Below are 14,176 nucleotides of genomic sequence, written 5' to 3'. Positions count from 1 at the left end.
TTGCCAATATGCAAATGGGATAAGAGATCCACCCGTTGGCGGACAGCATGACACAAATTTTTGAAACAATCTTTTAAAATTTCTAAAATAAACAGATCATTGTAGCGTGTCTTTTACCAAAAACAGAACCTGTTGCATCATGTATGGCCAACATTTTATCGTTAAAATCGCCCACCCAAGAAAGCTCTAGTTCATCATATTGTTTCATGGGTAAAACATACTCTTTAAGCTTAATAAAAATAGCCGACTCTAGCCCATGTTTTTGAAATTTCTGTTTGGTGCCCATTACAATTGCCCGCATCCTGTTTACGCCTTTCCATCTGTTGTACACAAATTTCAGCTTCCCTATTAAATCCAATTTTCCATTAAGTGGTTTGATCATCAAATTGGCATCGGGCAAAATCACTACAAAAGAGGCGGGTTCTTTATTAATATAAGCAAACCAGATCAATTTTGGATCCATGATCTGCTTCATCTGCTCAAAACTTTCTTTTACGGTTTCTAATTTGATAGGAGAGAAGTGGTTAAAATCTTTCCAGCCGTCGTTATAGATTTCCATAAAATCATGAGCGTATTTATCGAAATTTTTAGGGTTAAGGTACTCAAAAGTATAGCCTTCTTTTTTAGAAACCCAGTTAGCAATTTTGGTAAAACGCTCTGGGAAAGGCTTGTTTATGTCTAAATGATTGGTAAGTTGCTCATATTCTTTTTTGAAACCATAAGCCTCAAAATGTTTTTGGTAATAGGGTTTGTTATAATTCATACCGTAAGATGGATGCGTAAATCCCTCTATCAATAATCCCCAGAAAGTATCGTTCTCCCCAAAATTTATTGGCCCTTCCATCGCTTGCATCCCGTTTTCTTGCAGCCATTTTTTTGCAGTATCAAATAATAACCTAAAAGCATTATGGTTATCTATGCACTCTACAAAACCCACGCCCCCGGTTGGTTGTGCAAAGGTATTTGCTTTTTTATAGTTTATAAAGGCAGCTATCCTGCCTGCCAGTTTATTGTTTTCATCCAACAAAATCCATCTAATTACCTTGCCATGTGAATGAAAACTGTTTTTATTTGGATCAAAGACCGTTTTAATGTCGTTATCCAAGGGGCAAACCCAAACGGGATCATCTTTGTAAATGATCCTTGCTACATCTAAAAAATCTTTCTCTTTTTTTGGCGAGTTTACCTCTAAAATTGTCATTTAGTTTTATTGCTATTAAATAAAAAAGCATCCGCCGTCTGGCGGATGCTTTAAATATAATTATTTAAGGATACTTAATAATCGTCATCGTCATCATCAAAATCAACACCAAAATCATCCATGTCGTCTAAAGGTAGATCTAAGTCGTCATCATCCTCATCAAGAATCCTTTTTTTTGGTTTAGAATCTAAAGATTCGTCATCAAAATCTTCTTTTTTTGGTTTGTGTTGCTTTCCCATTTTGTTCGATTTTTTATTACGGTAATAAAGTTATGGTTTTTTAAAAAAGATATAAAATTTTTTTTTCTTTTTTGGATTCGTAAAATCGCTCCAAAAATATAAATGAATTTTAATTTCAAAAAAACATTTTAAAATTATTCTGGTTTTTCTCCAACTTCATGCTCGCTTTGGGTTTCAATATCCTTTAGATGAGGCAAATCTGAAACATTATTGATCCCAAAATAATCTAGGAAATACTGGCTTAGATCGTATAATATTGGTCTCCCAGGTGTTTCGGCCTTTCCGGCAATGCTAATTAAATCTTTTTCTAATAGTTTTTGCACCGTGTAATCGCAATTTACACCTCTGATCTGTTCAATTTCTAACTTGGTAATGGGTTGCCTGTAAGCGATGATAGCCAAAGTTTCTAAAGCAGATTGGCTCAGTTTCTTTTTAGATTTATGGATGTGCAATTGATTGATGATAGGCAGCATTTCTTTTCTGGTAAGAAATTGATAGCCGCCAGAAATCTTTACCAGTTCTAAGGCAGAGTTTTGGTCTCTGTACTTTTTTTGGATGTTTTGGATTGCTCTCTCCACATCATCATCTTTAATATCTTGCTCTAAAGCGGCTTGTAAACATAATATGATCTCTTCTAGCCTTATGCTAGCATCTGAGGCGAAAATTAGGGCTTCGATATATTGCTCTATCATTTTTTAGATCTGAGATTTTAGTATCAAGATATGAGTACCGAGTATCAAGATATGAGTATTAATAATCGATTACTTGTTGTTCTAGATGTTTTACATCATTACGCCATTGGTACAACTGGTTGCGCAGTTGTGGTTCAAAACCGGCTGCCTTGATAGATTCTTGGATGCCATTGGAAGTAAAACGGTGTGGCGCACCCGCAGCACTTACTACGTTTTCTTCTATCATGATAGATCCAAAATCATTCGCACCAGCATGCAAACAAATCTGGGCAACTTGCTTTCCAACGGTTAGCCAACTGGCCTGTATGTTTTTGATATTTGGCAGCATGATCCTACTTAAAGCGATCATCCTGATATATTCGTCGCCGGTTACGTTGTTTGTTATACCTCTCAATCTTTTTAATAAAGTACCGTCATCTTGGAAAGGCCATGGAATAAACGCAACAAATCCATGATTACCTTCTGGCTTTTCTGCTTGTACTTCCCTAATCCAGATCAAATGCTCAAAACGCTCTTCCAAAGTTTCTATATGGCCAAACATCATGGTTGCAGATGTTGGTATATTCAGTTTATGGGCAGCCCTCATCACATCTAGCCACTCTTGTCCGCCGCATTTGCCCTTAGAAATCAATCTTCTTACCCTATCGTTCAAAATTTCTGCACCTGCACCGGGCAAAGAATCTAAACCAGCTTCTTTTAGTGCCTTAAGCACATCGTAATGGCTCATTCCTTCTAATTTTGCCACATGTGCAATCTCTGGCGGGCCCAAAGAATGTAATTTAACATCGGGGTAAAGCTGTTTTAATTGTTTAAACAAATCCGAATAAAATTTTAAGCCCAGATCTGGGTGATGCCCTCCTTGCAATAAAAGCTGGTCTCCGCCTAATTTTATCGTTTCTTCTATTTTTTGTTTGTAGGTCTCTATATCGGTGATATAACTTTCTTCATGCCCTGGCCTGCGAAAAAAATTACAGAACTTACAATTGGCTATACAAACGTTGGTAGTATTCACGTTTCTATCAATTTGCCAGGTTACCTTACCATGTGGGACTTGCTTTTTTCGCAACTCGTTGGCTACGTACATCAGTTCTGGTGTTGATGCATGATGGTAAAGATGTAAACCTTCTGCTAAGCTTAAAAACTCAAAGTTTTGGGCTCTGTTTAATATCTCAGGAATATTCATACTACAAAAATACGTGTTATTGCTTAATTGTTTTTGATTCGATGAAATTAATCGGTTTCTTGTTTTGTGGGAAGTTGTGATCGGTTCTTTAGTATTTTGTTAGCCGTAATCGGTTTCTTGTTTTGTGGGAAGCTGTGATCGGTTCTCTAGTATTTTGCTGGCCGTAATCGGTTTCTTGTTTTGTGGGAAGCTGTGATCGGTTCTCTAGTGTTTTGCTGGCCGTAATCGGTTTCTTGTTTTGTGGGAAGTTGTGATCGGTTCTCTAGTGTTTTGTTGGCCGTAATCGGTGATCGGTTTCTTGTTTTGTGGGAAGTTGTGATCGGTTCTCTAGTGTTTTGCTAGCCGTAATCGGTTTCTTGTTTTGTGGGAAGCTGTGATCGGTTCTTTAGTGTTTTGTTGGCCGTAATCGGTGATCGGTTTCTTGTTTTGTGGGAAGTTGTGATCGGTTCTCTAGTATTTTGTTGGCCGTAATCGGTAATCGGTTTCTTGTGTTGTAGGAAGTTGTGATCGGTTCTCTAGTATTTTGTTGGCCGTAATCGGTAATCGGTTTCTTGCTTTGTGGGAAGTTGTAATCGGTTTTCTAATTTGTAGAGATTTGCAACAGGTTTCTTAATTATGTTTTAATAGTTAGTTGTAAACAACTATCAGAACACAAATTGCCATCCCAAAAAGCACCGATTACCGATTACCGAGAACAGATTACCGATTACAAATAACCATCCCAAAAAGCACCGATTACCGAGAACCATCCCAAAAAACACCGATTACCGATTATCGAGAACAGATTACCGATTACAAATAAACATCCCAAAAAGCACCGATTACCGAGAACCATCCCAAAAAGCACCGATTACCGAGAACCATCCCAAAAAACACCGATTACCGATTACCGAGAACAGATTATCGATTACAAATAAACATCCCAAAAAGCACCGAGAACCATCCCGAAAAGTACCAAAAACAAAAACCTTATAAAACAGTTAAGCTCCAAACGGGGAGGATGGAGCTTAAACTAACCAATTATAAACCTAAATTAAACGATAGGAAATTTAAAAAGTAATTGAGAACCACCTCGAATTACTTGGTGTAAAGGTAACACTAAGAAGTATTCCGTTTGTCATCAATTTGTCATGAATTTATTAAATTTTAAACCATATGTTTTTATTATTGATAAATCTTTAAATCGAATGTTAAATTTATGTTAAATTGATAAGTATTATGTGTGCATTGTGTTAAAAGCTTTATTGCGTTTTAAGATAATTGCATCGATTTTTTAAAAATTATGATTACAATTTGCAAATATTGTAATCATGCGTTATTAGTAATTTTGTTATTATGCCCAATAAATCAGAAAGTTACCAATTAGCCATAAAAAATATGGTTTGCCCCAGGTGTATCTCTGCGGTTAAGAGATTGTTAACAGATTTGGGTTATCAATATATTGATGTTGGTTTGGGGAACGCTTTTATAACAAGCAAACCAGATTTTGGCGTTCTATCTAAATCTTTAAATGATTTGGGTTTCGAGCTTTTAAATAAGGATGAACAAATAGTGATCAATCAGATAAAAAGTAAGATCATCACTTTATTACAAAGCGATGAACCTGTCATCCATCAAAACCTTTCCAATTGGTTGGCTTCCTTTTTTACCCAAGATTTTCATCAATTAAGTTCGCTCTTTTCACAAACAGAAGGCATTTCTATAGAAAAATATTTTATTTTACAGCGTTTAGAGAAAGTAAAAGAATTACTGGTTTACAATGAGTTGAGCTTAAAAGAGATTGCTTATAAATTTGGTTTTAGCAGTACGGCACACCTATCGGCCCAGTTTAAAAAAGAAACAGGCTTTACCACCTCCCATTTTAAAGAGCTAGGCTTCAGCAAAAGAAAGTCTTTAGAAAGCCTCTTGGACTGATGCTTAAAGCCAAGCTTCAGAGGATTTTCAAAATCTTATAACACAATTTCTAAATTATATAACACTTACCAAGCATTAGGTTTTAAATTTGAAGATAATTTAAAGCTATGGCCACTAAAGAGAAAACTTTCCCGGTAACAGATATGTCTTGCGCATCTTGTGCCATAAGCGTACAAAAATTGGTGCAAAGTTTAGAGGGCGTAAAGCAAGCCGATGTAAATTATGCCAATCAATCTTTGAAGGTTGTTTATGATGAAAACGAAACCTCGCCAGAGAAGTTTAAGAAGGCCGTAGTTTCCATAGGTTACGATCTGTTGATAGACGAGATGAATGCCAAGCAAGAGCAAGAAGAAATCCAAATCAATAATTATAAGAAATTAAGATCCAATTTAATATGGGCTGCAATTTTTACCGTTCCATTGGTAGCCATCGCAATGTTTTTTATGGATACACCTTATTCGAACTTTATCATGCTTTTGCTGAGTGCCCCTGTTGTGTTTTTATTTGGGCGTTCGTTTTTTATAAATGCTTATAAACAAGCAAAGCATGGCAATGCAAATATGGATACCTTGGTTGCTTTAAGTACCGGTATCGCTTGGTTGTTTAGTGTTTTCAATACTTTTTTCCCTAATTATTGGCTTTCTAAGGGGATTACACCTCACGTTTATTTTGAGACAGCGGCAGTGGTTATTTTATTTGTAATGGTTGGCAAGCTTTTAGAAGAAAGCGCAAAATCTAACACCTCATCTGCCATAAAAAAACTGATTGGTTTGCAGCCAAAAACCATCACTGTTTTAGTTGATGGAAAAGAAATCTCCAAAAATATTGAAGAAGCTAAAATTGGAGATCTGGTTTTGGTAAAATCGGGAGAAAAAATCGCAATTGATGGCTTGGTTACAGAAGGAAGTTCTTATGTAGATGAATCTATGATCAATGGAGAACCTTTAGCAACGGAGAAAACGATAGGCTCAAAAGTTTATGCAGGTACGATCAACCAAAAAGGGAGCTTTGTTTTTAAAGCAGAAAAAGTAGGTGCCGATACGCTCTTGGCAAATATCATTAAAATGGTGCAACAAGCTCAAGGTTCTAAAGCACCAGTTCAAAAATTGGTAGATAAGATCGCTGGGATATTTGTACCTGTGGTTTTAATTTTATCAATCGTTACTTTTTTTGTTTGGATAATATTTGCCAATGAAAATGCCGTAAGCCACGGTTTACTGGCTATGGTAACGGTTTTGGTTATTGCTTGCCCTTGTGCTTTAGGTTTAGCCACTCCAACCGCAATTATGGTGGGCGTAGGCAAGGGTGCTTCTAAAGGGATTTTAATAAAAGACGCAGAAAGCCTAGAACAAGCCAAAAACATAAATGCTATAATTTTGGATAAAACGGGAACTATAACAGAAGGAAAACCAACCGTTGATGATCAAACTTGGTTTAACGATGATCCGCTATTAAAAAGCATATTAAAAAGTTTGGAGTCTAGATCAGAACATCCATTGGCCGATGCAATTATAAAAGATTTGAATAGTCAAAATATCGAGAACATCTATATCAAAAACTTTGAGAGCCTAACGGGCAAAGGGGTTAAAGCTGATTTTAATGATAAAACCTATTATGTGGGAAGCCATAGATTGATGGATGATTTAAAAATAGATACCCCGAGGGAGCAAAACGATAATCTTAATAACAATACAATCATTTATTTCTCAACCGATAAAGAATTGATCGCCATTATAGGGATAGCCGATAAAATTAAGGTCAACTCTAAAACGGCTATTAAAAATCTTCATGATCTAGGTATTGAAGTTTATATGCTCACAGGCGATAGTGAAAATACAGCAAAAGCAGTAGCAGAAAATGTTGGTATAGAACATTATCAATTTGATTCTATGCCAAGCGATAAAGAGAATTTCGTCAAAAAACTTCAATCTGAGAGGAAAAAGGTTGCCATGGTTGGCGATGGTATCAACGATTCGCAGGCTTTGGCCAGGGCCGATGTTTCCATTGCAATGGGAAAGGGTTCTGATATTGCCATTGATGTAGCAAAAATCACATTAATTTCTTCAGATTTGGATAAAATCACTGAGGCAATTAAATTATCAAAGCAAACCGTTAGGATAATCAAACAAAATCTTTTTTGGGCGTTTATTTATAATATTATCGGTATTCCTTTAGCTGCAGGCCTCCTTTTTCCCATAAATGGCTTTCTGCTAAACCCAATGATTGCCGGTGCGGCAATGGCCTTAAGTTCTGTTAGTGTGGTAAGCAATAGCCTAAGGCTAAAGTTTAGTTAGTTCATTAGTCATTGGTTCATCAGTTTTTAGTTCATTAGTCATTAGGTTTTAGTTCATTAGTAATCAGTCAATTCATTCAATTAAAATAAAAAAACATGGAAACTTTAAAATTTAAAACAAGCTTAAAATGTGGTGGCTGTGTGGCAGCAATTCAACCTAAAATGGATGCGTTGCAAAACATAGAAAAATGGGAAGTAGATTTGTCCCAGCCCGTTAAAATATTAACCGTAGAAGGTCATCAACTTAATGAGCATGAAATTGTTGCAGCGGTTAAAGATTCTGGTTATACCGCAGATAAAATTTAATTTATTTAGCTATATTTAATGCTTTAAAAATTTAATTTCTAATAAGTTTATCTTGTGAAAAGCTCGGGTTATTTATATTTATTCATCATTTTAATATTAACCCAATCTTTTACGGGGATCGGCGTTAAACCCAATAATCGTATTTATCATCTTCCAAAAGGACTGAGCAGTAAAGATTATTTGCCAAATACGGTTATCATAAAATATAAAAATATGCCCCCTTCGGGGATTAAAACTTTTGATACTGGCGATAAAAAAAATCCATCAACTATTAAAATCAAATACCAGAGAGCTGTTTTGAGGTTTGGCGATGTTTCATTAAAATCTTATGCAGATCAGCAGAAAATAGATAAAGCTGGTTTAAACAGGATCTTTGAAGTAGGTTACGATAATAATTTATCTGTAGAAAATGCCATAAATGAGATTTTAAAAGACGATAGGGTAGAATATGCCGAACCTAGTTTTGTATATCACACTTTTGTTGACCCTAACGATCCATTTTTCCCAGTAGCCCAAAACTATTTAACCCAAGTTAAAGCACAAGAAGCTTGGAACGTACAGCCCAATGCAAATGGAACCGTGATTGCCATCGTAGATTCTGGTTCAGATTTGACCCACGAAGATTTATCGGATAATATTTTTATTAATACAAACGATCCTGTAAATGGGATAGATGATGATAACGATGGTTATATAGATAATAATAAAGGCTGGGATTTTGTTGGCCTAACGGCAAACAACATTATAGAAGATAATGATCCAGGCGCTAAATCAGATTCTGTTGATCATGGCATCCACGTTAGTGGTTTGGCTTCTGCGGTAACCAATAATGGAAAAGGAATTGCCAGTATTGCACAAACCGCAAAATTAATGATCTTAAAAGTTGGGTCTGATGACAATGCAAGAGCGATATATAGGGGATACGATGGAATTGTTTACGCCGTAGATCACGGGGTTAAAATTATCAGCTGTTCTTGGGGAGGGCCCGGAGGTGGCGCATTTGGGCAAGATGTGATAAATTATGCAGTGAGCAAAGGATGTTTGGTAGTTGTTGCCGCAGGTAATGATGGCACAGCAGACCCAGAATATCCGGCTGCCTATAAAGGAGTTTTTGCGGTTGCTAACGTTAAAGATAACGATGTTAAGGCACCTTCTTCTAGTTTTGGATATAATGTTTCTATTTCTGCCCCCGGGACCAATATTTACAGTACCGTAAATAGAAGCATGTACGGTTATAAAACGGGTACTTCTATGGCAACACCAATTGTTTCTAGTGCAGTTGCCCTTGTAATGGCGAAATTCCCTACCCTAACAGCAATACAAGCTGGCGAGATCTTAAGACTAAATGCAGACGATATTTATGGTATATCTGGCAATGGCCCTTATATTGATCAATTGGGAAAAGGCCGATTGAATGTTTTTAAAGCGGTAAGTTCAAGCAATACCTCCCCATCAATTAAAAATCAGAAGATCACGATCAATAGTAACTCCTCTGGCTCTTATACACCTGGCGATACTTTATCTTATTATTTTGATTTAAAAGATATTCTGCAAAATACAGATAATATATTGGTAGGTTTAAGCAGTAGCAGTCAGAATGTAAAAATACTAACGGCCAGCCTAAATTTAGGGCCGATAAATACCGATCAAACCAAAACCATTGGCCCGTTTAAAGTGGTTGTTCAAGCTAATACCCTGGATAATACGCCGGTAGTTTTTAAATTAAGTTATAATAACGCTTCGGTCTCTTATCAAGATCAAGAATATTTTACTACAACCGTAAATTTAGACTACCAAAACATAACCGTAAATAAAGTTTACAGTACAAGCACTAGTATAGGCAAGGTAGGTTTTAGTGGTGATGATGCTACAAACGGTTTAGGCTTTATTTACAAAGATTCTGATTTATTATATGAGGCCAGCTTAATGATCGGCAACTCGCCTACCAAGGTTTCTAACAATGCTAGGGCATTAAGCGGTGCTTACGATCATCATTTCCAGAAAGTGGCAAGGATCACAAAGGTTACAAATACTAATGCAGATTATGATGCAAACGCAATTTTTAATGATTTTGGAAATAGTTCTTTAATTGGCGTTAACGTTAAAAATAGAATGACCGCTTACAAAAGCGCACCAGATGATAAATACATCATTGCAGAATATGAGGTAACAAATTTGAATACCTCAGCGATAAGCAACGTTTACATAGGTTTATTTACAGATTGGGATATAAATGGTGGTTCAAAAAATCTATTAAGGTATGATGATGGTTTAAAATTGGCTTATTGTTATGCCAGTACATCAAATTCTTATTATGCAGGTGTAAAGCTATTATCGGCAAATGCCTTACCGGCTTTTTATCCAATGTCCTATCAAATCCCTGGCGATTTTCAAGAAGATGGTAATTTTACCACTGCAGAAAAATTCTCTACTTTATCTAGTGGGATTAAATCCAATACTTTGGGTACCGGCGACGGGATCGATATCATGTTCACGTCTGGTTATGGGCCTTATAACTTAGCCCCAAACCAAAGCGTAAAAGTTGCCTTTGCTTTTTTAGCGGGTGATAACCTGGCCGATCTTAAAAATTCTGCCGTTGCAGCACAAACAAAATACGGACAGTTAACCACCGCAACCAACCCCAATGTTCTTTTGAACCAATTCTCAGTTTCTCAAAATTACCCCAACCCGATCAGTTCAAAAGGCAGTTTTAATGTTTACCTACCTTCAAACGGGAAATTGAACATTGAAATTTATGATCTAGCCGGGAAGAAGATCAACACTTTATTTAATAACGATTTAAAAAAAGGAACACATAATTTTACCTTGGATGCCAACAAGCTAAACACCGGAATCTATTTTTATAGAGCCTCTTTTGAGGGGTTGGAAAAGGTAATGAAAATGGTGGTTGTGAAGTAATTATTTGATAATCAATCATTATTGAAACAAACCCTGCATCTGGGTTCATAGCTTTCTTTTTCGCCCAACATCACTTGGTTTTTATTTTCTACCAACCGGTAACTAAATAGGGCAGCGTTACCACATTTCATGCAAACGGCGTGTACTTTTGTAACATCCTCGGCAATGGCCATTAAGGCAGGCATAGGGCCAAAAGGTTTTCCTTCAAAATCCATGTCTAAACCAGCAATTATTACCCTTATGCCTTTATTGGCTAGTTTAACACAAACGTCTGGCAATTCTTCATCAAAAAACTGGGCTTCATCTATACCAACAACCTGTGCGTTGCTACCGTAAAGCAAAATGGCAGAAGAATGATCAACAGGGGTAGAGTGTACAGAGTTTAGATCATGGGAAACCACGGCGGTTTCGTCATACCTAGTATCGGTTTTTGGTTTAAAGATTTCTACTTGTAGTTTGGCAATCTCGGCCCTTTTTAACCTGCGCAAAAGTTCTTCTGTTTTACCAGAAAACATCGATCCGCAAACCACCTCAATGCTTCCTCCAAATTCGCTTCTTCTTCTTAACCTATTATCGCCAAACATAAATCGCCTTAAACCTTTCGGCTAATATCAGAATTATATGTTATTTTTGAGAACGTTTTACCAACATAAATGCCCTATAATTACGTTTCCTTATCATGATGAATAAAGAACAAATCCTAAAAAAAATAGGTAAAATTATTCAAGAACTTGAAGAGCAACATCAGTATTTAACTAATGCTAAAAAAATCAGCCTGTTAGAATTAGAATTATTTACCGCAAATTCTGATTTTTTGATAGACCATATCGAAATATTAAAAAAATTAGACCTTAATAAAGATTTAGAACAAAAACTGATTGAGCCTAAAGAAGCAGTTAGGTTAGAAGAGCATTATCCAAAACCCGATGAAACAAAAGAAGCCATTGCAAATGAAGTTGACGGAAAAGGGAGTGAAGCTATAATTGAGGAAAAAGAAGAGCAAACAAAAAAAAAGATGTTCGATTTTTCGTTTGATGAAGAACCCGCAGAGATGATCTTTGATTTTGAGAAAAAGATTGAAGTAGAAAATGTTTTTGATAGGGTTTTAAGCGAAGATGAAAAGCGTGTTTTAGAAGAAAAATCTAAAAAGGAGATAATTAAACCATTTGAAAATGGAGGTAAAGATTTAGAGGAGGAAGAGATTGGAGAAGAACCTTTTTTGGTTGAAAAATCAAAGGAAATGAGTGCTTCTGAGCCAGAAATGTTTAAAGAAGATACTGAAACCACAATTGATCCAGTTGAAGAGCCTATCATAAAATTAGCTGATAAAGTGATGGATATGCCAAAAGAAACAAAACCAGCAGAAGAAAAAAGATTGACATTAAACGAAATGTTATCGGCAAAATTGGGTAAAAATATGGATGGCAACGGCAGTACCAAACAAATTGCAGATTTGAAAACGGCCATCAGCTTAAACGATAAAATGGTTTTTATCAAAGAGCTATTTAATGGCTATAACTTGGCTTACAGCGAGGCAATTGAAATAATTAACAGGTTTGAAACTTTTGATGCCGCCGATAATTTTCTCCAAAAAAACTATGCTTTAAAAAACGATTGGTCTTTAAAGCAAACCACGGTTGATCGTTTATACCAATATCTGGATAAAAAATTTGTGAAATAAAAGATAAAATTTTACTACCGTTCTGTTTTTATTTTATAAATGCCAGCCAAAAAGAATACCACAACCTTAAAAAAAACGCCTGTTGTAAAGGGGAAAAGCAAGCCTAAGAAAGCAAAAAAAAGGCATGGCAATAAATGGAAATTCAGATTGATCGTACTGATTATTGTTTGTTCGGTTTTTTCTCCTCTTTATTACGGTAAAGTCTTAAAATCTGCTGTATCTACCGCAAGATGGTTTCATGATCTTTTTATTTTTGATGAATATCCACATTATGAAAAATTTGGGATAAAAATCCCCAGGAAATATTACGTTCACGGCATAGATGTTTCTTCTTACCAAGGTAAAATTGATTGGCAAAAAGTTAACGCCATGGAATTTAATGGTATAAAAATAAATTTCGCATTTATAAAAGCTACAGAAGGCGTTACTTTGGTTGATCCTTATTTTCAAAGAAATTGGAGGGAAAGCAAAAACTCTGGGGTGATCAGGGGTGCATATCACTATTTTAAACCTTTAAAATCAGGTATTTGGCAAGCTCGTTTTTTTCTTCAAACGGTAAAAGTAGAGGCCGGAGATTTACCTCCTGTTATAGATATTGAAGAGTCTGCGGGTTTAAGTGCCAATGAATTGATACCTAATTTGCAAGATTTTTTAAACGAAGTAGAAAAGAGAACCAAGGTTAAACCCATTATTTATACAGGTTATCAATTTTATAAAGATCATTTGAGAGGAAATTTTGAGGGTTACCCATTATGGCTTGCGCATTATTACCAGCCTAAGCTTAAATTAGATGTAAAGAACCGTTGGGATTTTTGGCAACATGCCGATAACGCACATATTGATGGGATAAAAGGAAGGGCAGATATGAATGTTTTTAATGGAGAATTTGAAGATTTAAGTGCATTATTGGTTCAGAAAACGAAAGATTAGAAAATTTTTAAGTGATATGAAGAATGCTTTAAAAAGAAGAATTGAATTTTAGGTCTTATTAGGCCTTGGCCTTTGCGGCTTAAAGAAATTATTTTAAAGCACTTTCATTGTAGCAAAGGGCGCAGCCGAGAGTTTATACAAATATTATTTGTTTTTACAGGCTTTCATGTGTTCGCTTGGCTCGGGTTTGGTAACTTCTTGCGGAAAAAAGTAATTGCCATTGCCCGGCAGAGGGCAGGAAAGCTTGTGCGGAAAAGACAAAAATTTTATAGAAATATATAATCATGATCATTTACCAAAAACAATTTAGCATTAAAGAAAAAAGAAGAGGGTTCCATTTGATTACAAACGAGGTAATTGATGCAATTCCCCAAATCGCAGAAATAAAAACGGGAATGTTGCAGCTTTTCATCCAGCATACTTCTGCCTCTTTAAGCATCAATGAAAATGCCGATCCAACCGTGAGGCAAGATTTTGAAATGTTCTTTAATAAAACGGTAAAAGAAAACGATACCGATTATAAACATGATTATGAAGGTTCTGATGATATGCCGGCACACTTAAAAGCTTCTATATTAGGCTCTTCGGTTTTAATCCCAATTACAAACGGTAGGTTGGCTTTAGGTACTTGGCAAGGTGTTTATCTTTGTGAACATCGTAATTACGGTGGCAGCCGAAATTTTGTAGTTACCGTATGGGGAACTTAATGTAATTTAAAACCTAATTATTACCTCTTAATTTGGATGTATTAATTAATTTTACATTAATATTTAATACAATTTACTCTAAACAGTTTTTTTGCTTTCAGCATTTTGCTT

12 protein-coding genes are annotated in these 14,176 nt (G+C 35.7%); 7 read left to right on the top strand and 5 right to left on the bottom strand.

Annotated elements, in window-relative coordinates; all coding sequences use genetic code 11:
• Positions 1-82: 82 nt before the first annotated feature.
• The 4 genes from I5M32_RS05590 to mqnC all read right to left on the bottom strand — a co-directional run bounded on the left by I5M32_RS05590 (position 83) and on the right by mqnC (position 3,315).
• Positions 83-1,201, bottom strand: a complete 1,119-nt coding sequence (locus I5M32_RS05590) for a GNAT family N-acetyltransferase (protein WP_200585201.1) — start codon at positions 1,199-1,201, stop codon at positions 83-85.
• Positions 1,202-1,275: 74 nt separating this feature from the next.
• A complete protein-coding gene (locus tag I5M32_RS05585) occupies positions 1,276-1,440 on the bottom strand; it encodes a hypothetical protein (RefSeq protein WP_200585200.1) in 165 nt (54 codons plus the stop codon).
• 134 nt (positions 1,441-1,574) lie between these two features.
• Positions 1,575-2,132, bottom strand: coding sequence for an SMC-Scp complex subunit ScpB (scpB, locus tag I5M32_RS05580; protein WP_200585199.1), 558 nt, complete (start codon positions 2,130-2,132; stop codon positions 1,575-1,577).
• 58 nt (positions 2,133-2,190) lie between these two features.
• Entirely contained in the window at positions 2,191-3,315 is a 1,125-nt protein-coding gene (mqnC, locus tag I5M32_RS05575; RefSeq protein WP_200585198.1) for a cyclic dehypoxanthinyl futalosine synthase, read from the bottom strand.
• A 1,335-nt stretch (positions 3,316-4,650) separates the two neighbouring features.
• On the opposite strand from mqnC, the gene I5M32_RS05570 reads away from it, so the two are divergent.
• The 4 genes from I5M32_RS05570 (at position 4,651) to I5M32_RS05555 (ending at position 10,747) form a co-directional block, all read left to right on the top strand.
• Positions 4,651-5,229 carry a helix-turn-helix domain-containing protein gene (locus tag I5M32_RS05570; RefSeq protein ID WP_200585197.1) on the top strand — a complete coding sequence of 193 codons (579 nt, stop codon included), beginning with the start codon at positions 4,651-4,653 and terminating at the stop codon, positions 5,227-5,229.
• Between the two features lie 107 nt (positions 5,230-5,336).
• Positions 5,337-7,523, top strand: coding sequence for a heavy metal translocating P-type ATPase (locus I5M32_RS05565; RefSeq protein ID WP_200585196.1), 2,187 nt, complete (start codon positions 5,337-5,339; stop codon positions 7,521-7,523).
• Positions 7,524-7,618: 95 nt separating this feature from the next.
• Positions 7,619-7,828 (top strand): heavy-metal-associated domain-containing protein, encoded by a 210-nt coding sequence (locus I5M32_RS05560; protein ID WP_200585195.1) that lies wholly within the window; start codon positions 7,619-7,621, stop codon positions 7,826-7,828.
• 54 nt (positions 7,829-7,882) lie between these two features.
• Positions 7,883-10,747: a S8 family serine peptidase gene (locus I5M32_RS05555; protein WP_200585194.1), complete on the top strand. Its 2,865-nt coding sequence runs from the start codon at positions 7,883-7,885 to the stop codon at positions 10,745-10,747.
• An 11-nt stretch (positions 10,748-10,758) separates the two neighbouring features.
• Here I5M32_RS05555 and I5M32_RS05550 read toward each other — a convergent pair whose 3' ends face one another.
• The gene (locus I5M32_RS05550; RefSeq protein ID WP_200585193.1) at positions 10,759-11,331 is read right to left on the bottom strand and encodes a thymidine kinase; all 573 of its coding nucleotides are present in this window, start codon (positions 11,329-11,331) and stop codon (positions 10,759-10,761) included.
• 95 nt (positions 11,332-11,426) lie between these two features.
• Between I5M32_RS05550 and I5M32_RS05545 the strand changes: the two genes are divergently transcribed.
• From I5M32_RS05545 to I5M32_RS05535, 3 genes are all read left to right on the top strand, one after another.
• Positions 11,427-12,428: a hypothetical protein gene (locus I5M32_RS05545; protein WP_200585192.1), complete on the top strand. Its 1,002-nt coding sequence runs from the start codon at positions 11,427-11,429 to the stop codon at positions 12,426-12,428.
• A 39-nt stretch (positions 12,429-12,467) separates the two neighbouring features.
• A complete protein-coding gene (locus I5M32_RS05540; protein ID WP_200585191.1) occupies positions 12,468-13,358 on the top strand; it encodes a glycoside hydrolase family 25 protein in 891 nt (296 codons plus the stop codon).
• Between the two features lie 284 nt (positions 13,359-13,642).
• Complete coding sequence (locus I5M32_RS05535) at positions 13,643-14,065, top strand: secondary thiamine-phosphate synthase enzyme YjbQ (protein WP_200585190.1); 423 nt, start codon at positions 13,643-13,645, stop codon at positions 14,063-14,065.
• Positions 14,066-14,176 lie beyond the last annotated feature (111 nt).

This window comes from Pedobacter segetis (assembly GCF_016623585.1).
Classification (GTDB): Bacteria; Bacteroidota; Bacteroidia; order Sphingobacteriales; family Sphingobacteriaceae; genus Pseudopedobacter; species Pseudopedobacter segetis.
This window is presented reverse-complemented; position numbering and strand designations above follow the sequence as displayed.